Here is a 23,084-nt window from a genome sequence, read left to right on the forward strand (position 1 = left end):
ACTCGTCTGATTCTCTTTTTCCTCTTTTTAATTTTTTAAGATTCTATGCTTGCGAACTGTCGATTTGTAATGAACCGCTTTGTGGCCTTTGCACTTGGGTGCATTTTTATCATTGCCGTGTTACAAGGTTGTTTTATAAAACTTGTTGAATGGGTTCCTTCATTCTCTCCGCTATTTTTCCCTACGCTCACTATTTTTCTTCTGGTATTCCATCTGTTTATCGCCTGTTTTATGGCAATGAAATACTGGTGTGATAAAAAACGGCTATATCTCGTTCCGATTGCGTCAGCCTTTGCCGGTTCAGCACTGCTGATGGTGGGTACGCTATCCAGTTTTCCAGGTTGGCTGGATCTCTATCAGTTCAACGAGGCGAACTACAATGACGCGATGATCTTTTATATGTTCCGACACCTCTTAATGGCGGTGCTCATGATGGCCTCAGCCTTACTTTATACGCTTCGCGTTTCCCCCCTTTCACGAAGCACCCACATCGGTATTGTTGTCGGATCGGCTCTCTTTACGGGCTGCATGCTTTGGCTGGCGTGGTTCTATTCCAGCCATTCCACGACGTTAACCCTGGATCTTGTGGATAATGAAACCCGGCAGTTCATGATTCTCTGGAGCCAGACCATCAACATCATTTTGGTCATTCTTTGGGTTGTCACATTAATCACCCTGATGGTCGTGACCCGGATAAGAAATTTGTTCTGGGCGGGCGGCAATTTTTTATGCGTCTGTTATGTCGTCACGCTGTTAATGCTGTTGTTAGGTGGATACGTAGAAGATGTATCATGGTACCGCGCCCGGTTATTCGAAACTGTCGCGACATTAATGATTATTTTCATTTTGCTTTCCGACGTCTTTAATTTGTATCGTGACTCGCACGTCAAATACCAGCAGTCATATCAAAATTCAATCCGCGACCCGCTTACCCGTCTTTATAATCGCAGCTATTTTTATGATTCATTAAACTATGCCCTCAGCTCTGCAACGGAGGCACACCCGGTATCGGTGGTGGTAAGCGACCTTGACCGTTTCAAACGTATCAACGACTGTTACGGGCATTTGCAGGGCGATAAGGTATTACAGTTCGTCTCTAATCTGCTGACGGATTCCGTGCGCCCCCAGGATATCGCGGCCCGAATCGGTGGTGAAGAGTTTGTGTTGATGCTGACAAATACCCCTTCAGACGCCGCGCGGCAGGTGGCCGAGCGCATTCGCCTCAAGCTGAGCGGGTTTGATAAAGCCAGCAGCGGCGGTCATCTGCCGGAACCCATTACCATCAGCATGGGCGTATTCACCGCAACCTCGCCGGAAACCAGTGCGGAAACCTGCGTGGAGAGCGCGGATAAAGCCATGTATGAGGCAAAAGAGACAGGGCGCAACCGGGTGGTGGTGTTCAGATAATAAGAAAGGCCTTGATTTCGCAAGGCCTTTACGTTCGGTCAGTCGCGAGACTGCAGATCGTGGATGTTCTGCTCAAGACGGGCGATGAGTCCTATCAGCATCTCCAGCTCAGCGGGGGAAATACCTTCAAGGATCTCCCCACGCGTTTTACTGATGACAGCTTCCATCTCAGTAATAATCGGGGCCGCTTTTTCCGTCAATTTGATCCGCTTGGCGCGACGGTCGCTGGCGCAGGTTTGTCGGGAGATAAGTCCCTTCTCTTCCAGTTGGTCAAGAGTGCGCACCAGTGACGGCTGCTCAATGCCAATCGCTTTTGCCAGTTGGATCTGTGACTGGTCGGGCGGGAGCTGATGAATGTTATGCAGCGTAACCCAGTGCGTCTGCGTGAGTTCCAGAGGTTTCAGGCGATGGTCAATCAGAGCACGCCAGATGCGTACCAACCTTGCCAGATCAGAACCTAATGGCGATTCCAATTTCATCTCCTTATAATTAGCTTGCTAAGTGATTATAGTGATTTTAGAATAGTTTGCAGTATTTGTATTGCCAAAACAAATGCAATCACGGTATTCATCATTCCTGAAAGGATGATTTACACTGAACGGTAATGCGCCATCGCATTGAAATATGCCATTGTGGCCCTCACCCCACTGCAAAGGATCACTGCTTGTGACGTTCTTTTCCCTCTCCGCAGGGTTGCCCCTCCAGGATCTGATTGTCGGCGCATCGGTCTACTTTCCGCCACTGTTTAAAGCCGTGATGGTCGGTTTTGTGATCTGGCTCATTGCGCATCGTCTGCTGCGCGACTGGATGTATTCCGGTGAAATCTGGCACCCGATGTTAATGGATCTCTCCCTGTTTACCCTTTCCGTCTGTCTTGGCCTTGCCGTGTTAACCGTGTGGTGAGAATAGCATTGAAAACGTTAAAATATTTTTCCACTCTTTTCGTTTTAGCGCTGGCGCTTATGGCCGGCTGGTGGCTCTGGAATTATTACATGCAGTCGCCCTGGACGCGTGACGGCAAGATCCGCGCAGAACAGGTCAGCATCACGCCACAGGTGTCCGGCAGTATCAGCGCGCTGCTGGTGAAGGACAACCAGTTCGTTCATGCGGGCGATGTGTTATTCCGCATCGATGAGACCCCTTTCCACATTGCGGTGCTCAATGCCCAGGCGCAGCTCGCAAAAGCTCAATCAGATCTGGCAAAAGCCAATAACGAAGCCGAACGTCGCCGACATCTGTCGAGGAATTACATCTCTGCGGAAGATCTCGATACCGCCAATATCAATGTAAAAGCCATGCAGGCCAGCCTGAAGGTTGCAGAGGCAACGCTGAAACAGGCCGAGTGGCAACTGACCCAGACCGTTGTCAAAGCTCCGGTGGATGGATGGATCACGAGCCTGTCGACCCGTGTGGGGGATTACGCCACCACAGGCCAGCCGGTCTTTGCCCTGGTAGATAGCCACTCTTTCTATGTTGTAGGTTATTTTGAAGAGACCAAGCTGCGCCATATCCGCGAGGGTGCGCCTGCCCGGATCACGCTTTACAGCGGTGCAGAAACGTTACAGGGTCACGTTAGCAGCATAGGTCGGGCAATTTACGATCAGAGCGTGGAAACCGATTCTGGCCTGGTGCCTGACATCAAACCCAACGTACCGTGGGTGCGTCTGGCTCAGCGGGTGCCTGTTCGCGTCGAGTTTGAGCAACTGCCGAAAGACATTACTCTGGTCTCTGGCACAACCTGCACCGTCGCCATCGGATCGCGATGATGAACCTGGGGGCTTTCTCCTGGCGCAATACGCCGTGGATAAAAGCGACACGGCCGCAGTGGCGTTACGCGCTGCGTAACGGCATCGCCATGTGCCTTGCGCTTACGGTAGCCTATTATCTGAATCTGGATGAGCCTTACTGGGCGATGACCTCTGCTGCGGTCGTCAGCTTCCCTACCGTCGGGGGCGTTATCAGTAAAAGCCTCGGGCGCGTGGCGGGTAGCCTGCTGGGTGCGACCGCTGCACTGCTTCTTGCCGGCCATACCCTGAACGATCCCTGGCTCTTTCTGTTAAGCATGTCGGCATGGCTGGGGCTGTGCACCTGGGCCTGCGCCCATTTTACCAACAACGTTGCGTACGCGTTTCAACTGGCAGGTTACACCGCAGCCATTATCGCCTTTCCGGTCGTCAACGTGCTGGATACCACCGAGCTATGGGATATCGCCCAGGCACGCGTGTGTGAAGTGATGGTCGGCATTCTGTGCGGCGGCGTCATGATGATGATCCTGCCCAGCACCTCGGATGGTACTACGCTTATCACCGCCCTTAAAACGATGCACGCGCGTTTGCTGGAACATGCCAGCCTGCTCTGGCAGCCTGATAGCAGCGATAACATCCGTCTAGCACACGAAAAGGTCATCGGCCAGATCCTGACCATGAACCTGTTACGCATCCAGGCATTCTGGAGCCACTACCGTTTTCGTCGCCAGAACACGCTCCTGAACTATTTACTGCACCAGCAATTGCGGATGACGAGTGCGATCTCAAGCCTTCGCCGGATGTTGCTGAACTGGCCTGCGCCGCCAGCCCATACCCGGGAAGTTATCGAGGCGCTGCTCGCCGCCCTTGCGCGTCCGGATGCCGATATCTATACCGTGGCCCGCATTATCGCGCCGCTCGCCCCAACGGATGAATATGATTACCGGCACCGCGCCTTCTGGCAGCGTCTGAACTATTTCTGCCGCCTGTATCTGCGCAGCAGCCGCTGGTTAAAAGCCGTCGAAAATGCCACGCCCGTCACCGAATTTTCCGTTCCCGGTAGCCCAGCTCTGGCGCGCCATACCGACGCAATGGAGGCGCTGTGGAGCGGTTTTCGTACGTTTTGCGCGTTGACGGCCGTGGGCGCATGGGCCATCACCACCCAATGGGATGCGGGCAGTGCAGCCCTGACGCTTGCGGCAATCAGCTGCGTGCTCTATTCCGTCGCAGCTTCCCCGTTTAATTCCCTGACGCTTCTGCTGCGTACGCTGGTACTGCTGTCGCTGTTCAGCTTCGTGGTGAAATTTGGTTTGATGGTGCAGATAACCGACCTCTGGCAATTTCTGCTGTTTCTCTTCCCGCTATTAACCACCATGCAGTTGCTCAAACTGCAAATGCCAAAACTGGCCGGTCTGTGGGGGCAGTTGATTGTTTTTATGGGCTCATTTATCTCTGTAACGAATCCTCCGGTTTACGATTACGCTGATTTTCTCAACGATAACCTGGCGAAGATCCTCGGCGTGGGGCTGGCGTGGCTGGCTTTCGCCGTGCTACGCCCGGGCTCGGATGCGCGTAAAAGCCGCAGGCATATTCGTGAGCTGCGCAGGGGTTTTGTCGATCAACTGAGTCGCAGCCCGCATCTGCGTGAAAGCGAGTATGAATCGCTGGTTTACCATCATGTCAGCCAGCTGAACAACAGCCAGGATTCCCTCTCCCGTCGCTGGCTACTGCGCTGGGGCGTGGTGCTGCTGAACTGTTCGCACGTGGTGTGGCAGCTGCGTGCCTGGGAGACGCGTTCCGACCCGCTTTCGCAGGTCCGCGATAATTGTATTTCCATGCTTCGCGATGTGATGAGCGAGCGCGGAGTTCAGCAACGCCCCCTGAGCGTCACGCTCGCCGAGCTTCAGCGTATTTGCGACGCTCTGGCGCACCACCATCAGCCTGCGGCCCGCGATCTGGCGTCCATTATCTGGCGGCTGCACTGCTCCCTGTCACAGCTTGAACAGGCGCCGCCACCCGGAACAATTGGCGATCAGATCACCCCGCAGGCATAGCGCGCCCCGCCGCCGCCAAGCGGTTTAGGTTGATCGGACATGTTATCGCCGCCCACATGGACCATCAGCGCCTTGCCTTTGACCTCGTCAATCTTTTTCAGCCGGGGCGCAACAACCGGATCGGTGGCTTTACCGTCGTTATTCACCACCAGCACCGGCAGATCGCCGAGGTGCCCCATACCTTCCGGGCCTTCATGCTTACCAGAGTTGTGCGGATCCAGATGCCCCCCAGCGGCCTCAGCGGCTGAAGGTTTCCCCTCTTTCATTGCGGGTTGACAGCTGCCTTTGGCATGAACGTGAAAACCATGTTCACCGGGTGGAAGGGCCTTGAGATCGGGAGCAAATTCCAGCCCTTTATCGGTTTCGGTGATTTTCACCGTCCCGATGGACTGGCCTACCCCCTGAGAAGTGACGAGATTCATTTCAACTTCTTCGCTGGCTGCCTGCGCTCCTGCGCAAACAACCAGCGTGACCACTGCCAGAGCAAAACGCTTCATATGACCTCCACGGGTTATTTTTTGCACCTTAAGTCTATACCAGAGGCGCAGATTTCACCGGAAAGTCAGACTCCACGCACTCAGGGTACGTCGTAGCCCAGAGCCGCCTTGCGGATGCGGAACCACTGCTGACGCGACATATCCAGCTCTTCAGCCACCAGCGCAGCGCGTACGCGCTCAATTTTGCCGGAGCCGATAATTGGCAGCGGTTTAGACGGCAGGCGCAGGATCCAGGCGTAAACCACCTGCTCAATACTCTCCGCATTCAGTTCGCGGGCCACCGTTTCAAGCTCGTTACGCAGCGGCTGGAATGCTTCATCGTTAAACAGGCGGCCGCCGCCCAGGCAAGACCATGCCATTGGACGGATGCGCAGCTGTTGCAATTGGTCGAGCGTGCCATCCAGCAGCAGCGGCTGATGAACAGGCGAAATCTCCACCTGATTCGTCGCCAGCGTAAACGGCAGGCGAGACTGCAATAGCGCAAACTGTGCCGGGGTGAAGTTAGACACGCCAAAATGACGCACTTTGCCGCTCTGGTGTAGCGTCAGGAACGCTTCCGCAACCTCATCCGCATCCATCAATGGATCGGGACGGTGGATCAGCAGCAGGTCGATACGATCGGTGGCCAGGTTGACCAGTGACTGCTCAGCGCTTTTAACGATATGCGCGCTGTCAGTGATGTAATGCCCAAGTGCATGCTCCGGTTTTGCTGTGGTGGCAATACCGCATTTGGTCACAATCTCCATACGTTCACGCAGCGCTGGCGCACGCTTCAGCGCTTCGCCAAAAGCGGCCTCGCACTGATAGCCACCATAAATATCAGCGTGATCGACGGTGGTGATCCCGAGATCGAGATGCTCTTCTATAAAGTCCGCCAGCTGGACCGGAGACATATTCCAGTCCATAAGGCGCCAGTAGCCCATAACGAATCGGGAGAATTCCGGGCCCTGCGGGGCAAGGGTAATACGCTGAACCATAACATTTTCCTCAAGGAAGTCATGTCACCAGTATACGCAATTACCCTGCTAAAACAGTGAAGGTTGCTGAGGTTCTTCGGTTTCAACCGCTTTGTTTGCACGAATTTTGCGCAGCAGACGTTGTCGGCAGAGCCGTAAGACCTCCTGCTTTTGCGCGTCGCTGAAATTTTGCCAGTTAAAACGTTCATCGCGTGTGCGCATGCAGCCACGGCAGTATCCTCGTTCATCAACCTGGCAAATACCCCGGCACGGGCTCTGGACAGGGAAAAATTCCAGTTGCTCTGCCACACCTACCTCCAGAACGTCATTATTCCCTACAGTGAAGACCCTAAATGGCCTGCATGCAAGGAGTGTCCGTCACAAACAGGGCATTAAGGTTTCGCTAATCTTCCCTTCTTATACTCGCCGCATTGATATAACGAATGGTCTGGTCATCATGTGGCTCACTAAAAAGTTACACTGTAACGATACGAAATTTACCCTCGCCTGTGCGCTTTTCTTCACCGTGTTCAATGCGCTGTTTATCCAGCGCAGCTGGTCAATCATCGCACCTGCCCGTCTGCACGACGTGCTTTTTGCCGCCAGTGTGCCGCTGGTTCTGTTCTGCGGCTGGGTCATTGTTTTTAGCCTGCTGAATATTCCCTTTATTCGCAAGCCGCTCATGATTGCCCTGACCATAGGATGCGCCGCCGCGACCTGGTTTATGTACACCTATGGCGCGGTTATCGATCAGAACATGATTGTGAACGTGTTTGAGACTAACTCCCAGGAAGCGACAGCCCTGGTAACGCCGCAACTGATCCTGTGGCTGGCCGTCGCGGGTCTGGTCCCTTCCGTCATCTTAGCCCTGACGCGCATTCGAACCGGAAAATGGTGGTATGCCCTGCTAACACGTTTCGCCGCTATACTGGGTGCGCTGCTGGTGATCATTCTCGTCGCGGCAGTGTTCTATAAAGATTATGCTTCGCTGTTCCGCAATAACAAAAGCATCGTCAAAATGGTCACTCCGGCGAACTACGTGAGCGCCGTTGTGAAGTACAGCAAAATGCGCTGGTTTGCCGGCGACCAGACGCTGGTCCGCATTGGCGAAGATGCCCATAAAGGGGCGCTGATTTCCGGCCAACGTAAGAAAACCGTGCTGGTTCTGGTGGTGGGCGAAGCCTCCCGCGCTGCAAACTATTCGTTAAATGGTTACCCCCGTGAAACCAACCCCGAGCTGAAAAAGCGGGATGTCATCAATTTCCCACAGGCCTCCTCCTGTGGCACGGAAACCGCCGTTTCCGTCCCCTGCATGTTCTCCGGCATGACGCGAAAAAAATATGACGCGGACCTCGCCCATCATCAGGAAGGACTGCTCGATGTGCTTAACCACGCCGGGTTCAACCTGCTGTGGCGCGACAATGACGGCGGGTGTAAAGGTGCCTGCGACCGCGTGCCGCACACGGACATGACCCAGTGGAAACTGGATCAGTTCTGTAAGGACAAATCCTGTATCGACGACGTCAACCTGTACCGCCTGGACAACGTGCTGGACGGAATAAAGCAGGATACCGTACTGGTGATACACCTGATGGGCAGCCACGGTCCGGCTTATTACAACCGTTACCCGGACCGCTTCCGGAAATTCACCCCAACCTGCGATACCAATGAAATTCAGGATTGCGATCATCAGTCGCTGATCAATACCTATGACAACTCGATTCTGAATACCGATAGCGTGCTCAGCCGAACCATCGACGCGCTAAAAGCCCGGAAGGCCAGTATGAACACAGCGCTCATTTACCTCTCCGATCACGGCGAATCGCTGGGCGAAAGCGGAATTTACCTGCACGGTACGCCGTATATGCTGGCCCCGGAGCAGCAAACGCATATTCCGTTTATGTTCTGGCTCTCCCCGGACTATGCGAAAAACTTCGGCGTAAACACAGATTGCCTGCGTAACCATGCTGCAAAAGAGGCAGTTTCACAGGACAATTTGTTTGCCACGGTTCTGGGCATGATGGACGTGAAATCAGTGGTTTATCAGCCGCAGCTGGATATTTTGTCGCAATGTCGTCGCTAAGCGGGCTTGCATTAGACCGAACGGTCTATTAGAGTAAGAGCATGAGCAGACATACAGAACACGATACACGAGAACATTTGCTGGCTACCGGCGAGCGCCTTTGCATGCATCGCGGGTTTACCGGTATGGGGCTGAGTGAGTTATTAAAAACCGCTGAAGTGCCTAAGGGATCGTTTTATCACTATTTTCGATCCAAAGAGGCGTTTGGCGTAGCCATGCTGGAGCGGCACTACGCCAGCTACCATCAGCGCCTGGCAGCCCACTTCGCCAGCGGCGAAGGTGACTACCGGGATCGTGTTCTGAACTACTATCAGGATACGCTGACGCAGTTCTGTCAGCAGGGCATCATCAGCGGCTGCCTGACGGTAAAACTGTCTGCCGAAGTGTGCGATCTCTCCGAAGATATGCGCACCGCCATGGATAAAGGGGCCAGCGGCGTAATCGCTCTGCTGGCTCAGGCGCTGGAAAAAGGCCGCGATGAAACAACGCTCTCCTTCTCCGGCGATCCGCTCACGCAGGCACAGGTGCTCTATTCCCTCTGGTTAGGCGCCAACCTGCAAGCAAAAATGTCTCGCAGCGCCGTGCCGCTCGAAAGCGCGCTGGCGCATGTGAAAAACTGTATTACTGCGCCTGGCGTGTAACCGGCGTTTTTATTTACCCTTTTACTAGTCGACTGGTCTACTCAGGAGCCATTATGTCCGCTGAAAAGCTATTTACCCCACTGAAAGTGGGTGCCGTTACTGCCCCAAACCGCGTGTTTATGGCCCCACTTACCCGTCTGCGCAGCATCGAGCCGGGAGATATCCCAACGCCATTGATGGGTGAGTATTACCGTCAGCGCGCCAGCTCGGGCCTGATTATTTCCGAAGCCACGCAGATTTCTGCCCAGGCTAAAGGCTACGCCGGTGCGCCGGGTCTGCACAGCCCGGAACAGATCGCCGCGTGGAAAAAAATCACCGCTGGCGTTCATGCTGAAGATGGCCGTATTGCGGTTCAGCTGTGGCACACCGGTCGTATCTCGCACAGCAGCATCCAGCCTGGCGGTCAGGCGCCCGTTTCTGCCTCTGCCCTGAATGCGAATACCCGCACTTCCCTGCGCGATGAAAACGGTAATGCTATTCGTGTCGACACCACCACGCCACGCGCGCTTGAGCTGGACGAGATCCCGGGTATCGTGAATGATTTCCGTCAGGCCGTCGCCAACGCCCGTGAAGCGGGCTTCGACCTGGTTGAGCTGCACTCTGCGCACGGCTACCTGCTGCACCAGTTCCTGTCACCGTCTTCCAATCAGCGTACCGACCAGTACGGCGGCAGCGTTGAAAACCGCGCGCGTCTGGTGCTTGAAGTGGTAGATGCCGTGTGTAATGAGTGGAGCGCAGATCGCATTGGTATTCGAGTTTCCCCAATTGGTACCTTCCAGAACGTCGACAACGGTCCGAACGAAGAAGCGGATGCGCTGTATCTGATTGAAGAGCTGGCTAAACGCGGTATCGCGTATCTGCACATGTCCGAGCCGGACTGGGCAGGCGGCAAGCCCTACAGCGAAGCCTTCCGCCAGAAAGTTCGCGAGCGCTTCCACGGCGTGATTATCGGGGCGGGCGCTTATACGGCAGAGAAAGCCGAGGATCTGATCGGTAAAGGTCTGATCGACGCCGTGGCCTTTGGCCGTGATTACATTGCTAACCCGGATCTGGTTGCCCGTTTGCAGAAGAAAGCCGAACTGAACCCGCAGCGCCCTGAAAGCTTCTATGGCGGCGGCGCGGAAGGTTATACCGACTACCCTTCACTGTAATCCCGCTTTGTACATTGATAGCGGCGACCTTTCGCCGCTATACTAAAACATCGTTTCTGTTCAAAAAGATAATCCATTCCACTGGTTAATGAGGAAATTATGCGCCTACTTCACACCATGCTGCGCGTTGGCGACCTGCAACGTTCCATCGATTTCTACACTAACGTTCTGGGCATGAAGCTGCTGCGCACCAGCGAAAATCCGGAATATAAATACTCTCTGGCGTTTGTCGGTTACGGCCCGGAATCTGAAGAAGCGGTCATCGAGCTGACCTACAACTGGGGCGTGGACAGCTACGAGCTGGGTACGGCTTACGGCCATATCGCGCTGGAAGTGGATAACGCGGCTGAAGCCTGCGAACGTATCCGCAGCAATGGCGGTAACGTCACCCGTGAAGCCGGTCCGGTTAAAGGCGGCACCACCGTGATTGCGTTTGTTGAAGATCCGGACGGGTATAAAATCGAACTGATCGAAGCTAAAGACGCTGGTCGCGGTCTGGGCAATTGATCCCGCAGGGCGCACTATGCGCCCGTTGTTTTGCTGCATCCCCTCTCAAAATTTGCCATAATGCGCACTGCTTTTTCCCCCTTGTAAGAGACCCTGATGTCCGATAACGCTCAATTTACCGGTCTGTGCGACCGTTTTCGTGGTTTTTATCCCGTTGTCATTGATGTAGAAACAGCCGGATTTAACGCTAAAACCGATGCGCTGCTTGAAATTGCCGCCATCACGCTGAAGATGGATGAACAGGGCTGGCTTGTACCGGACACCACGCTGCATTTCCACGTTGAACCCTTTGAAGGCGCAAACTTACAGCCAGAGGCGCTGGCCTTTAACGGTATCGATCCGACAAACCCGCTGCGCGGGGCGGTAAGCGAATACGAGGCGCTGCACGCCATTTTCAAAATGGTGCGCAAGGGCATGAAAGAGAATGACTGTAGCCGCGCCATCATGGTGGCCCACAACGCTACGTTCGATCACAGCTTCACCATGGCTGCCGCCGAGCGCGCCTCGCTAAAACGTAATCCATTCCATCCGTTTGTGACCTTCGACACCGCCGCGCTGAGCGGCCTGGCGCTGGGGCAAACCGTGCTCTCTAAAGCCTGCATCACGGCGGGTATTGCGTTTGACGGCACTCAGGCGCATTCCGCGTTATACGACACCGAGCGTACGGCGGAGCTGTTCTGTGAGATCGTCAACCGCTGGAAACGTCTCGGCGGCTGGCCGCTGCCGATGGGCGACGAGGCCGATCTTCAATCGTAGGTTGGGTAATCAATAGCCCCACAGGACAAAAAAAAGCGACCAACATAATGTGGTCGCTTTTTTATATCCGCAGAAAACTTATTCTGCGTCCGGCTCTTCGGTTTTATACTTCGCCGCAGTCTCTTTGATCAGCTGTTGCAGTTCGCCGCGCTGATACATTTCAATCAGAATATCACAGCCGCCAACCAGTTCACCGTCAACCCACAGCTGTGGGAAGGTCGGCCAGTTTGCGTATTTTGGCAGCTCAGCGCGGATGTCCGGGTTTTGCAGGATATCAACGTAAGCAAAACGCTCACCACAGGCGGACAGCGCCTGAACCGCTTGCGCGGAGAAGCCGCAGCTTGGCAGCTTCGGAGAACCTTTCATGTACAGGAGAATCGGGTTTTCAGCGATCTGGCGCTGAATTTTTTCAATAGTGGTGCTCATGTCTTGCTTCCTTTAACTTCTGTTACGGCATCAGTCTGACATTGTAGCGGGTCAGGCCGACATCGGAAAATAACATTTTTGTCACGTCTCATTATTTTATCCGCTATCGCGTAAAGTTGCATTGATAATGACGTTTAAGGCTACGCGCCGTGCGGTTTTGCTTAAGGAGCGAACAAGAGTGCGACAGAATGGTGAATTTTTTTGCACTTGCTAACGAAACACAATTTTTGAATGAAAAATGCTATTAACTTATTCCGATTTTATGGATTAGAATCGACTGGTTTTGTAAATCTCATGCGGGTATGTATTTTGGCTCGCACTTATCAGGGGACTGCCCAGTGGCGCGGATAACTAAAATCTCGATGACGCTCTGTGCTTTACTGTTTACCACACTCTCATTTACGCCAGCGGCGAACGCCTCCGAACAGGCGCGGCATTCTGCTGTACAAAAAACGCATCTGGCAAAAACCACAGAACGTAAGAAAAAAACCACCAGCAAAACAGTAAAGAAGAAAACCACCGCTCACACCAAAAAGACCGCCTCTAGTAAAACCAAAACTCTCCGTTCCGCCACGCACAAAACCACTCGCACGACCGCCAGCCTGGTGAATGATAAATGCACCATGCGCAAAGGCCATAAAACGAAATGCGCAAAAGTGACGAAGCTGGCTGACGTGCATAAAGCGCGTATGCAGAAAGCGCAAAAAACGGCGATGAATAAACTGATGGGGCAAATAGGTAAACCATATCGCTGGGGTGGCACCTCTCCGCGCACCGGTTTTGACTGTAGTGGGCTGGTTTATTATGCCTATAAAGATCTGGTGAAGTTTCGCATTCCACGCACCGCCAATGAGATGTACCATCTGCGCGACGCCGCGCCTGTAAACCGTGGCGAACTGCAAAATGGCGACCTGGTGTTCTTCCGCACCCAGGGACGTGGCACGGCCGATCACGTTGGGGTGTATGTGGGTAATGGTAAATTTATCCAGTCACCGCGCAGCGGTCAGGACATTCAGATCACCTCCCTCAGTGAAGATTACTGGGTGCGCCACTATGTGGGTGCGCGCCGAGTGATGACGCCAAAAACCATTCGCTAGACCCTGCCCTGCCGCCTCCGTGGCGGGGTAAGTTCCTCTTTTGCATACCCTTTCAATTTGCTATTCTGTCCTTGTTGTCTGTAGGGTTATTGGCAACATATAAAACTATAAGGAGAGTAGCAATGTCGTTCGAATTACCTGCACTACCGTATGCAAAAGACGCCCTGGCTCCGCACATTTCTGCGGAAACCCTGGAGTACCATTACGGCAAGCATCACCAGACCTATGTCACCAACCTGAATAACCTGATCAAGGGCACCGATTTTGAAGGCAAAACGCTGGAAGAGATTGTGCGCAGTTCAGACGGTGGCGTATTCAACAACGCCGCTCAGGTGTGGAACCACACCTTCTACTGGCACTGCCTGGCTCCAAATGCAGGCGGAGAACCTACCGGTGAGCTGGCCGCAGCGATTAACGCCGCGTTTGGCAGTTTCGCGGATTTCAAAGCGAAATTTACTGACGCAGCCGTTAAAAACTTTGGCTCCGGCTGGACCTGGCTGGTAAAAGAGGCTGATGGCAAACTGGCTATCGTTTCCACTTCTAATGCGGGTACCCCTCTGACCACCAGCGCAACGCCGCTGATGACCGTGGACGTATGGGAACACGCCTATTACATTGATTACCGTAATGCGCGCCCGAACTACCTGGAACATTTCTGGGCACTGGTTAACTGGGAATTTGTTGCGAAGAACTTCGCCGCATAAGGGACACGCAGAAGGGGCAACCCTTCTGCGTTTTTATTTATTCCGCCGTACACACCGCTTCTGGCTGTTTACGCCCGGACATCAACACCAGCAGCAAGCCGAGTGCGGCAATGATCGCCCCCATCACCGGCACAAAGTTGTAACCCAAACCACCCGAAATCACCGCCCCACCCGCTGCGGCTCCCAGCGCATTTCCCAGGTTAAACGCACCGATATTCACGGATGATGAGAGCCCCGGCGCCTCATGCGCAACGCGCATCACGCGCATCTGCAACGGCGGCACCACGGCAAAGGTTGCGGCGCCCCACACCACCATGGCAATCGCGGCACCCACTTCGTTACGTGCCAGCCACGGGATCGCCACCATGATGACAATCAGCAGCGTTAAAAAACCTTTCAGCGTCCCGCTGACGGAGCGATCTGCAAATTTCCCGCCGAGATAGTTGCCAATCGAGAACCCGACACCAATCAGCACCAGCATCGCGGTAACAAAGAGTGGCGTTGCGTGGGTTATGTCGTGCAGCACCGGGGAGATATAGGTGTAGAGCGTAAACATCGCCCCTGCCCCCAGCACCGTGGTGAGCAGCGCGGACAACACCTGAGGACGCATCAGCACCGCCAGCTCTTTACGTACTTCCGGACGTTCTCCCGCACTTCCTTTCGGCAGCGAGAAGAACAGCGCGACCATCGCGACCACGCCCAGTCCGGCGGTTGCGAGGAAAGACATACGCCAGCCGATGGCTTCTCCGAGCCAGGTGGCAGCGGGAACGCCGCCGATATTAGCGATAGTGAGGCCCATAAACATAGTGGCTACCGCGCTGGCCTGCTTATGTTTTGGCACTACGCTTGCGGCAACAACCGAGCCCAGCCCGAAGAAAGCGCCGTGGTTCAGGCTGGTCAGAATACGGGAAAGCATCAGCGTGGTGTAATCCGGCGAAATCGCGGAAAGCACATTTCCGAGAGTAAAAATTGCCATCAGGAAAATCAGCGCATTGCGTCGCGCGCGGTGCGAAAGCAGCAGCGTCATCAGCGGTGCGCCCACCATCACGCCGATCGCATAGGCGCTAATCAACATACCGGCCGCAGGGATAGAGACGTCCACACCCCGGGCGATAACAGGCAATAACCCCATCGGGGAGAATTCAGTGGTGCCAATCCCAAAGGCGCCAATCGCCAGGGCCAGCAGGGGAAAATTGATTTTCATGAAAAGACTCCGGATACCGTGCCGTTACCCGGCACAGACTAAGAAGGCAAAAGCATGACATCAATCACAAAAAATGAGAAGTTAACATTTTGGCAAAAGATTTTTGCCGGAGAGGTAACAATAGCGGCAAGGGAGGGAGAAGACTCTCCCTCCACCTAAATCAGTGCAGCGCAGCGGTTAAACCACCCGCAACAATCAGGGCAAGAACAACAATGGTGGTAAACAGCGAAAACTTCAGATCGGTACTCATCAATTTTTCTCCTTTTATTCACCCTACGAAAAGTGAGCTTGCTCATTTTTACACAGTTCAGGTCAAAAATCTTCCAGGATTTAAGCGGATATCCACTTTACCTCTTCCCCTTTTCATCAAGATAGGACAAAATTCCACGCTAAATTTATTAGCGTACCGGCCACTGACCCCCTCCTGACGTCCTGTGTCGTTTTCCCGGCGTGTCGCAACTCATGTTTGCGTGATAAGGGTGAGAGAAGGCAAACGTTTACCTTCAATTTTTTCAGGAGCTTAGGATATGGTCTGGAGTGACATTTAATGGCAACAATTAAAGACGTAGCAAAACGAGCAAACGTTTCCACTACAACCGTATCACATGTTATTAACAAAACGCGTTTCGTCGCTGAAGAGACGCGTAATGCCGTCTGGGCGGCAATCAAAGAGCTGCACTACTCGCCAAGTGCCGTCGCCCGCAGCCTGAAGGTTAATCACACCAAATCGATTGGCCTGCTGGCCACCAGCAGTGAAGCGGCCTACTTTGCTGAAATCATCGAAGCCGTTGAAAAAAACTGCTTTCAGAAAGGCTATACCCTGATTCTGGGCAACGCGTGGAACAACATTGAAAAACAGCGCGCTTACCTGTCAATGATGGCGCAAAAGCGCGTCGACGGCCTGCTGGTAATGTGTTCTGAATACCCCGAGTCGGTCCTTTCCATGCTGGAAGAGTATCGCCACATTCCGATGGTAGTGATGGACTGGGGCGAGGCGCGCGCAGACTTCACCGACTCTGTTATTGATAACGCTTTTGAAGGCGGCTACATGGCCGGGCGTTATCTGGTAGAACGCGGGCATCGTGAAATTGGCGTGATCCCGGGTCCGCTGGAGCGTAACACCGGTGCTGGCCGTCTGGCCGGTTTCATGAAAGCGATGGAAGAGGCGCTGATTACCGTGCCAGAAAACTGGATTGTCCAGGGCGATTTCGAGCCGGAGTCGGGCTATCGCGCCATGCAGCAGATCGTCTCCCAGCCGCATCGCCCTACCGCTGTATTCTGCGGCGGCGATATCATGGCAATGGGCGCGCTCTGCGCGGCGGATGAACTCGGCCTTCGCGTTCCGCAGGACATCTCGGTGATCGGCTATGATAACGTTCGCAACGCCCGTTTCTTTACCCCGGCGCTGACCACCATTCACCAGCCGAAAGATTCGCTGGGTGAAACGGCCTTCAATATGCTGATGGACAGGATCGTCAACAAGCGAGAACAGTCCCAGTCCATTGAGGTCCACCCGCGCCTGATTGAACGCCGTTCCGTTGCCGACGGTCCGTTCCGCGACTACCGACGTTAATCTCTTTACGGGGCCAGCTACGCTGGTCCCCGCAACCACTCCCGGTTCAGCGTTTCGCTGTCTCCCAGATAATCCAGCAGCCAGGCCATGGCGGGCGAGACGTCGTTTTGCTGCCACGTCAGACAGCATGCAGCATCCGGGAAAGGGTTTTCCAGCGTCAGAGCCACCCACTCTCCCGCGTCGATGCGCGGGCGCGCAAAATGCACCGGCACCATGCCAACGCACAGCCCCGCGCTCAGACAGGTGGCTGACGACTCCCAGTCCGGCGCAACCACGCGGCGCTGATTATCCAGCAGCCAGGTAATGCGCTTGGGCAGCGAGCGGGAGGTATCTTCCAGCACCAGCGAGGGCCAGTTGCGTAAGGTGTCATCACTCAGCGGCCCGTCCAGCGCCGCCAGCGGGTGATCGCGCGCGACCACGCAGGTCCAGCTCAGCATGCCCATGTCGCGAAACGCGTAGCGCCCGCCAACCGGGATCGCCTGGGTTGCACCAATCGCCATCTCCGCCCTGCCGTCCGCCAGCGCATCCCATACGCCGTTGAACACTTCCTGCGACACACGCAGTTCGACGTCGGAAAAATGACGATAGAAATCGACGATCATCTGCCGGGTCCGCTCCGGCTTAACGATGTTATCCACCGCGATAGCGAGATGTCCGCGCCAGCCGTTGGCGATCTGCTGGCACTGCTCACGGGTGATCTGCATTTTTTTGATAACAGACCGGCCTTCCTTCAAAAACCACGCGCCGGCAGGCGTGAGCTCCACGTCGCGATGACGCCGCTCGAACAGCGGGACCGCCAGCCACGCCTCCAGCTGGCGCACCGTATAGCTGATAGCCGAGGGAACGCGGTGCAACTCCTGGGCGGCACCGGTAAAGCTGCCGTTACGCGCCACGGCATCAACCACTTCAAGGGAATAATCTGACCACATCTTTAGCCTGCAAATTTTTTGAATGCACCCACCAAATATTAGCGTTTCACAAGCCGCTTTGCACTCCCTACACTCTGCGCCAACGTACACCTGCCTCCTCAGGAGAAAAAAAGTGCAACCCAGGAAAGGATTTTTAGTCTGGCTCGGCGGCTTAAGCGTGCTGGGCTTTTTGGCGACCGACATGTATCTGCCCGCCTTCGCCGCGATGCAGGAAGATTTGCAAACTCCTGCCGCCGCCATCAGCGCCAGTTTGAGTTTATTCCTCGCCGGCTTTGCTTTTGCGCAACTACTCTGGGGACCGCTCTCTGATCGTTTTGGCCGTAAGCCCGTCCTGTTGCTGGGACTGGCGATTTTTGCCGTAGGCTGTCTGGGCATGCTGTGGGTCCGCGATGCCGCCTGGTTACTGGTGTTGCGCTTTATTCAGGCGGTCGGCGTCTGTGCCGCAGCGGTCACCTGGCAGGCGCTGGTGACCGATTACTACCCCGCCTCACGCACTAACCGCATTTTCGCCACCATCATGCCGCTGGTCGGCCTGTCTCCGGCGCTCGCTCCGCTGCTGGGCAGCTGGATCCTGGCGCATTTCGACTGGCAGGCCATTTTCGCCACGCTCTTTGCGATCACGCTGGTCCTGATGCTGCCCGCGTTCGGGCTTAAACCTGCGCATAAAAAAGAGACGCATCCGGACGCGAAGCCCATCACCTTTACCTCTTTACTGCGGTCGAAAGCCTATCGCGGTAACGTGCTGATTTATGCCGCCTGCTCTGCCAGCTTCTTTGCCTGGCTTACCGGTTCACCGTTCATTTTGCATGACATGGGCTACAGCCCGGCGGCTATCGGCCTGAGCTATGTACCACAGACCATCGCCTTCCTGGTGGGTGGCTATGGCTGTCGCGCCGCGCTGCAAAAATGGGAAGGCCAGCAGATGCTGCCCTGGCTGCTGGTGCTGTATGCGCTAAGCGTGATTGCGACCTGGGCTGTCGGCTTTATTCCCGGCGCCGGGCTTGCAGAAATTTTGATTCCGTTCTGCGTCATGGCGATCGCTAACGGGGCCATTTACCCTATTGTTGTAGCCCAGGCGCTGCGTCCATTCCCTCAGGCGACAGGCCGCGCTGCCGCGCTGCAAAATACCCTGCAACTTGGCCTGTGCTTCCTGGCAAGTCTCGTGGTCTCTGCATTGATTGCAACCCCGCTGCTCACCACCACCAGCGTGATGCTGGTCACCGTTGTGCTGGCAGGATTGGGTTATCGCATGCAGTCCTCCGCCCATCGCGAGCAGAGTGAAAACGCGCAGACAGAAACGTCGCACGCCTGATTACGCGGGAAACTATGTTAAAAACCAGTGATTAGGTTGCTAACAATTTTCTGTTGAATCACCAAATTTTGCGGCCTATACTGAATTTGGTTCGATTAAATACGATAAATATTAAGTGTTAACGGGAGCCGGAGCGCTCCCGTTTTACCATGGAAGGCATTTCGGCAAGGGTTATCTCCCTTCCTCTGTTCTACGTCGGATATTAGCCTCGCGGGCATTTACCGTGAGATTTCTCACAAACCAAAAAAGCGTCTACGCTGTTTTAAGGTTCTGATCACAGCAAGGTGATGGAGAAGCTATGAGTTCATCGTGTATAGAAGAAGTCAGCGTTCCGGACGATAACTGGTCCCGGATCGTCAGTGAACTGTTGGGACGTGCGGGCATTACGATTAATGGCTCATCCCCCTCCGATCCCCAGATTAAACATCCCGATTTTTTCAAACGCGTGTTACAGGAGGGATCGTTAGGGCTGGGTGAAAGCTATATGGACGGCTGGTGGGAGTGTGAGCGGCTGGATATGTTCTTCTCCAGCGTTTTACGCGCCGGTCTTGAAAATCAGCTCCCTCGTCATTTCAAAGATACGTTACGTATCGCTTCCGCCCGCCTGTTCAATCTGCAAAGTAAAAAGCGCGCGTGGATCGTCGGTAAAGAGCATTATGACCTGGGCAACGATCTTTTCAGCCGTATGCTCGACCCGTTAATGCAGTACTCCTGCGGATACTGGAAAAAAGCGACAACCCTGGAAGAGGCGCAGCAGGATAAGCTACAGCTGATTTGCGATAAGTTGCAGTTGCAGCCCGGCATGCGCGTGCTGGACATCGGCTGTGGTTGGGGCGGCCTTGCCTGGTTTATGGCGAAACATTACGGTGTCAGCGTAGTCGGCGTCACGATTTCAGCTGAACAGCAGAAGATGGCACAGGAACGGTGTCTGGGTCTGGATGTCGATATTCGGCTTCAGGATTACCGCGACCTGAATGAGCAGTTCGATCGGATTGTTTCCGTGGGTATGTTCGAGCACGTGGGGCCAAAGAACTACAAGACTTATTTCGACGTCGCCGACCATAACCTGAAGCCTGACGGAATTTTCCTGCTACACACCATCGGCTCTAAACGCACCGATAACAATGTGGATCCCTGGATCAACAAATATATCTTCCCGAATGGTTGTTTACCCTCTGTTCGCCAGATTGCGAACGCCAGCGAACCGCATTTTATTGTGGAAGACTGGCATAACTTCGGCGCAGATTACGACACCACGCTGATGGCCTGGCATGAACGTTTCCAGGCTGCATGGCCTGAAATCGCCGACAACTATTCGGAACGATTCAAACGGATGTTCAGTTATTATCTTAATGCCTGCGCGGGTGCGTTCCGCGCGCGGGATATACAGCTGTGGCAGGTGGTGTTTAGTCGTGGGATTGAGCACGGCCTGCGCGTGGCCCGCTGAAAAATAACCCCGGTTACCCGGGGTTATTTTTTATTCTTCTTCCACGGCCTTTATTATCGCCGCCTCTTTCGCCGCCAGCACGCGCTCAACGGTATCCACGACCGCCTGGGTCTGCGGATCAATTTCGATATTTACGCGCTGCCCCAGTTTTTTTGCGCCAAGCGTAGTACGTTGCAGCGTTTCAGGAATTAAATGCACGCAAAAACGCGTTGGCGTCACTTCACCGACGGTCAGACTAATCCCATCGATGCCAATAAATCCTTTATAAAGGATGTATTTCATTAATGACGGATCCTGCACCTTAAACCAGATTTGACGGTTATTTTCCGAGGTCACGATTTTCGCCACTTCTGCGGTGGTCATAATATGGCCCGACATCAGATGCCCGCCAATCTCATCGCTGAATTTCGCCGCACGTTCAACGTTGACGGTATCCCCCACCACCAGCTCACCCAGGTTAGTGATGCGCAGCGTCTCTTTCATTAAATCAAAGCTTATCTGGTTACCGTTAATTTCGGTCACCGTCAGGCAGCAGCCGTTATGCGCTATCGACGCCCCGGTTTCAATGCCGTCGAGCATATATTCAGGCAGCTCAACTACGTGAGTGCGGAAATTCGGTTTTTCATCAATGGACACCACTTTGGCAGTGCCCTGCACAATACCAGTAAACATGCTTACAGCTCCTGTTCATTCCGAACGGCGATGACACCGTATAATCCCACCACAATAACAGTTGAAAAAACAGGTTGCCAGTGATGCGCAATTTCTGGCGATTTTTTCACTAGATAATTAGTTAAACCCCGCTACAATAGCTGGCATCCCTCTGTTTTTTCTTCTTGCTGCCAGTAACGGCGGCCTTTTTAGTCTCTCAAATAACTACAATACAAAGGTGTTCACGTGCAGAAGTATATGATCGAAGCGCGTCAGTTATTGGCACTGGCCATACCGGTGATCGTCGCGCAGGTAGCCCAAACCGCAATGGGATTTGTGGATACGGTAATGGCCGGTGGTTACAGCGCCACCGATATGGCCGCCGTGGCGATCGGAACCTCAATCTGGCTCCCGGCCATTCTGTTTGGTCACGGCCTGCTGCTGGCGCTGACGCCCGTTATCGCGCAGCTTAACGGCTCCGGTCGACGCGACCGCGTAGCCCATCAGGTGCGCCAGGGCTTCTGGCTGGCCGGGGGTGTCTCCGTCCTGATTATGATCGTCCTGTGGAACGCCGGGTATATTATTCGCGCCATGCATAATATCGACCCGGCGCTGGCAGATAAAGCAGTCGGTTATCTGCGCGCCCTGCTCTGGGGCGCGCCCGGTTATCTCTTCTTCCAGGTGGCTCGTAACCAGTGTGAAGGGCTGGCAAAAACCAAGCCGGGCATGGTGATGGGCTTTATCGGCTTGCTGGTGAACATTCCCGTGAACTACATCTTCATCTACGGTCATTTTGGCATGCCGGAACTCGGCGGCGTGGGTTGTGGCGTGGCGACGGCTGCGGTGTACTGGGTGATGTTCGGCTGTATGCTCACCTACGTTAAACATGCGCGATCCATGCGCGACATTCGTAACGACACCGCCTTTAGCACGCCTGACTGGTCGATGATGAGCCGCCTTACCCAACTGGGTCTGCCCATTGCGCTGGCGCTGTTCTTTGAAGTGACGCTGTTTGCCGTTGTCGCCCTGCTGGTCTCGCCGTTAGGGATTATTGACGTGGCAGGCCACCAGATCGCCCTGAACTTCAGCTCTTTGATGTTCGTCCTGCCGATGTCCCTGGCTGCTGCGGTGACGATTCGCGTGGGCTTCCGTCTGGGGCAAGGCTCGACGCTGGATGCGCAAACGGCAGCCCGCACCGGTCTGGGCGTCGGCGTCTGCATGGCAGTCTGTACCGCGCTCTTTACCGTGCTGTTGCGTGAGCAAATTGCCCTGCTCTATAACGACAACCCGGAAGTAGTCACCCTGGCCTCGCATTTGATGCTGCTTGCGGCCATTTACCAGATCTCTGACTCCATCCAGGTAATTGGCAGCGGCGTGCTGCGTGGGTATAAAGATACGCGTTCCATCTTCTTTATCACCTTTATCGCTTACTGGGTTCTGGGCCTGCCGAGTGGGTATATTCTGGCGCTCACGGATCTGGTGGTGGATCGCATGGGGCCAGCCGGATTCTGGATGGGCTTTATCATCGGCTTAACGTCTGCAGCCATTATGATGATGCTGCGCATGCGCTTCCTGCAACGTCAGTCGTCTGCGGTAATTTTGCAACGCGCTGCGCGTTAATGACACAGTAGCCGCCGGCTGGCGGCTACTTTCTCTTCACTTTGCGCGGTAATGAAGCAATCGCGTGAAATCAGAGAGAAAAATGCATTTTCCCTCTTGCCACCTTGGGGCTGTGCCGCTAATATTCGTCCCCGTTGTCACCGACAACACAATGCGTTCATAGCTCAGTTGGTTAGAGCACCACCTTGACATGGTGGGGGTCGTTGGTTCGAGTCCAATTGAACGCACCATTCTGCGTCCGTAGCTCAGTTGGTTAGAGCACCACCTTGACATGGTGGGGGTCGGTGGTTCGAGTCCACTCGGACGCACCATTTCAGTCCTGAA

24 protein-coding genes and 2 tRNA genes are annotated in these 23,084 nt (G+C 54.4%); 17 read left to right on the forward strand and 9 right to left on the reverse strand.

The window, feature by feature from the left end:
• The first annotated feature begins 45 nt into the window (after positions 1–45).
• Positions 46–1,407 carry a sensor domain-containing diguanylate cyclase gene (locus AC4OVS_RS12580; protein WP_045308479.1) on the forward strand — a complete coding sequence of 454 codons (1,362 nt, stop codon included), beginning with the start codon at positions 46–48 and terminating at the stop codon, positions 1,405–1,407.
• A 38-nt stretch (positions 1,408–1,445) separates the two neighbouring features.
• Here AC4OVS_RS12580 and slyA read toward each other — a convergent pair whose 3' ends face one another.
• Positions 1,446–1,886 (reverse strand): transcriptional regulator SlyA, encoded by a 441-nt coding sequence (slyA, locus tag AC4OVS_RS12585; protein WP_032623345.1) that lies wholly within the window; start codon positions 1,884–1,886, stop codon positions 1,446–1,448.
• Between the two features lie 187 nt (positions 1,887–2,073).
• Here slyA and AC4OVS_RS12590 point away from each other — a divergent pair, with 187 nt between their 5' ends.
• Genes AC4OVS_RS12590 through AC4OVS_RS12600 form a run of 3 tightly spaced genes read left to right on the forward strand, consistent with a single transcriptional unit; the run spans position 2,074 to position 5,206 of the window.
• Positions 2,074–2,310 carry a DUF1656 domain-containing protein gene (locus AC4OVS_RS12590; RefSeq protein WP_022647907.1) on the forward strand — a complete coding sequence of 79 codons (237 nt, stop codon included), beginning with the start codon at positions 2,074–2,076 and terminating at the stop codon, positions 2,308–2,310.
• A 2-nt stretch (positions 2,311–2,312) separates the two neighbouring features.
• Positions 2,313–3,173: an efflux RND transporter periplasmic adaptor subunit gene (locus AC4OVS_RS12595; RefSeq protein WP_032624867.1), complete on the forward strand. Its 861-nt coding sequence runs from the start codon at positions 2,313–2,315 to the stop codon at positions 3,171–3,173.
• On the forward strand, positions 3,173–5,206 hold the full coding sequence (locus tag AC4OVS_RS12600) for an FUSC family protein (RefSeq protein ID WP_032677351.1): 2,034 nt from the start codon (positions 3,173–3,175) through the stop codon (positions 5,204–5,206). Before AC4OVS_RS12595 ends, AC4OVS_RS12600 begins: the two co-directional genes overlap by 1 nt.
• Here AC4OVS_RS12600 and sodC read toward each other — a convergent pair.
• The 3 genes from sodC to AC4OVS_RS12615 form a co-directional block, all read right to left on the reverse strand.
• Entirely contained in the window at positions 5,185–5,703 is a 519-nt protein-coding gene (gene sodC / locus AC4OVS_RS12605) for a superoxide dismutase [Cu-Zn] SodC (protein ID WP_022647904.1), read from the reverse strand. The two genes, AC4OVS_RS12600 and sodC, sit on opposite strands and share 22 nt — an antisense overlap.
• Before the next feature lie 80 nt (positions 5,704–5,783).
• Complete coding sequence (locus AC4OVS_RS12610; RefSeq protein ID WP_023299952.1) at positions 5,784–6,680, reverse strand: aldo/keto reductase; 897 nt, start codon at positions 6,678–6,680, stop codon at positions 5,784–5,786.
• A gap of 48 nt (positions 6,681–6,728) precedes the next feature.
• Positions 6,729–6,968 carry a DUF1289 domain-containing protein gene (locus tag AC4OVS_RS12615; protein WP_023299951.1) on the reverse strand — a complete coding sequence of 80 codons (240 nt, stop codon included), beginning with the start codon at positions 6,966–6,968 and terminating at the stop codon, positions 6,729–6,731.
• 148 nt (positions 6,969–7,116) lie between these two features.
• Here AC4OVS_RS12615 and eptA point away from each other — a divergent pair, with 148 nt between their 5' ends.
• The 5 genes from eptA to rnt all read left to right on the forward strand — a co-directional run bounded on the left by eptA (position 7,117) and on the right by rnt (position 11,797).
• Positions 7,117–8,742, forward strand: coding sequence for a phosphoethanolamine transferase EptA (eptA, locus tag AC4OVS_RS12620; RefSeq protein WP_491922471.1), 1,626 nt, complete (start codon positions 7,117–7,119; stop codon positions 8,740–8,742).
• Between the two features lie 41 nt (positions 8,743–8,783).
• A complete protein-coding gene (locus tag AC4OVS_RS12625; RefSeq protein ID WP_063853903.1) occupies positions 8,784–9,383 on the forward strand; it encodes a TetR/AcrR family transcriptional regulator in 600 nt (199 codons plus the stop codon).
• A 53-nt stretch (positions 9,384–9,436) separates the two neighbouring features.
• On the forward strand, positions 9,437–10,534 hold the full coding sequence (locus tag AC4OVS_RS12630) for an alkene reductase (protein ID WP_023299948.1): 1,098 nt from the start codon (positions 9,437–9,439) through the stop codon (positions 10,532–10,534).
• 99 nt (positions 10,535–10,633) lie between these two features.
• A complete protein-coding gene (gene gloA / locus AC4OVS_RS12635; RefSeq protein ID WP_022647898.1) occupies positions 10,634–11,041 on the forward strand; it encodes a lactoylglutathione lyase in 408 nt (135 codons plus the stop codon).
• A gap of 96 nt (positions 11,042–11,137) precedes the next feature.
• On the forward strand, positions 11,138–11,797 hold the full coding sequence (rnt, locus tag AC4OVS_RS12640; RefSeq protein ID WP_003857625.1) for a ribonuclease T: 660 nt from the start codon (positions 11,138–11,140) through the stop codon (positions 11,795–11,797).
• Between the two features lie 78 nt (positions 11,798–11,875).
• Here rnt and grxD read toward each other — a convergent pair whose 3' ends face one another.
• Complete coding sequence (gene grxD, locus AC4OVS_RS12645; RefSeq protein WP_003832760.1) at positions 11,876–12,223, reverse strand: monothiol glutaredoxin 4; 348 nt, start codon at positions 12,221–12,223, stop codon at positions 11,876–11,878.
• 338 nt (positions 12,224–12,561) lie between these two features.
• On the opposite strand from grxD, the gene AC4OVS_RS12650 reads away from it, so the two are divergent.
• The gene (locus tag AC4OVS_RS12650) at positions 12,562–13,320 is read left to right on the forward strand and encodes a C40 family peptidase (protein ID WP_058647179.1); all 759 of its coding nucleotides are present in this window, start codon (positions 12,562–12,564) and stop codon (positions 13,318–13,320) included.
• Between the two features lie 122 nt (positions 13,321–13,442).
• On the forward strand, positions 13,443–14,024 hold the full coding sequence (gene sodB, locus AC4OVS_RS12655) for a superoxide dismutase [Fe] (RefSeq protein ID WP_017693553.1): 582 nt from the start codon (positions 13,443–13,445) through the stop codon (positions 14,022–14,024).
• Between the two features lie 37 nt (positions 14,025–14,061).
• Here sodB and AC4OVS_RS12660 read toward each other — a convergent pair whose 3' ends face one another.
• A complete protein-coding gene (locus tag AC4OVS_RS12660; RefSeq protein WP_491922472.1) occupies positions 14,062–15,228 on the reverse strand; it encodes an MFS transporter in 1,167 nt (388 codons plus the stop codon).
• 160 nt (positions 15,229–15,388) lie between these two features.
• The gene (gene cydH, locus AC4OVS_RS12665) at positions 15,389–15,478 is read right to left on the reverse strand and encodes a cytochrome bd-I oxidase subunit CydH (RefSeq protein ID WP_003857632.1); all 90 of its coding nucleotides are present in this window, start codon (positions 15,476–15,478) and stop codon (positions 15,389–15,391) included.
• Between the two features lie 297 nt (positions 15,479–15,775).
• Here cydH and purR point away from each other — a divergent pair, with 297 nt between their 5' ends.
• Complete coding sequence (gene purR / locus AC4OVS_RS12670; protein ID WP_006809011.1) at positions 15,776–16,801, forward strand: HTH-type transcriptional repressor PurR; 1,026 nt, start codon at positions 15,776–15,778, stop codon at positions 16,799–16,801.
• Positions 16,802–16,818: 17 nt separating this feature from the next.
• On the opposite strand, the gene punR is transcribed toward purR, so the two are convergent.
• A complete protein-coding gene (gene punR, locus AC4OVS_RS12675) occupies positions 16,819–17,730 on the reverse strand; it encodes a DNA-binding transcriptional activator PunR (RefSeq protein WP_022647895.1) in 912 nt (303 codons plus the stop codon).
• A gap of 112 nt (positions 17,731–17,842) precedes the next feature.
• Between punR and punC the strand changes: the two genes are divergently transcribed.
• Together punC and cfa are read left to right on the forward strand one after the other, a co-directional pair.
• Positions 17,843–19,042, forward strand: a complete 1,200-nt coding sequence (gene punC / locus AC4OVS_RS12680; RefSeq protein WP_023299943.1) for a purine nucleoside transporter PunC — start codon at positions 17,843–17,845, stop codon at positions 19,040–19,042.
• A gap of 298 nt (positions 19,043–19,340) precedes the next feature.
• Positions 19,341–20,489, forward strand: coding sequence for a cyclopropane fatty acyl phospholipid synthase (gene cfa / locus AC4OVS_RS12685; RefSeq protein ID WP_022647893.1), 1,149 nt, complete (start codon positions 19,341–19,343; stop codon positions 20,487–20,489).
• Positions 20,490–20,519: 30 nt separating this feature from the next.
• On the opposite strand, the gene AC4OVS_RS12690 is transcribed toward cfa, so the two are convergent.
• Positions 20,520–21,161, reverse strand: coding sequence for a riboflavin synthase (locus tag AC4OVS_RS12690; protein ID WP_022647892.1), 642 nt, complete (start codon positions 21,159–21,161; stop codon positions 20,520–20,522).
• 225 nt (positions 21,162–21,386) lie between these two features.
• Between AC4OVS_RS12690 and mdtK the strand changes: the two genes are divergently transcribed.
• The 3 genes from mdtK (at position 21,387) to AC4OVS_RS12705 (ending at position 23,071) form a co-directional block, all read left to right on the forward strand.
• Positions 21,387–22,760, forward strand: coding sequence for an MdtK family multidrug efflux MATE transporter (gene mdtK, locus AC4OVS_RS12695; protein ID WP_032622176.1), 1,374 nt, complete (start codon positions 21,387–21,389; stop codon positions 22,758–22,760).
• A 153-nt stretch (positions 22,761–22,913) separates the two neighbouring features.
• Positions 22,914–22,990: transfer RNA gene (locus AC4OVS_RS12700), tRNA-Val, on the forward strand.
• A 4-nt stretch (positions 22,991–22,994) separates the two neighbouring features.
• Positions 22,995–23,071: transfer RNA gene (locus AC4OVS_RS12705), tRNA-Val, on the forward strand.
• Positions 23,072–23,084 lie beyond the last annotated feature (13 nt).

The sequence above is a fragment of the Enterobacter sp. 4974935 genome (assembly GCF_058661735.1).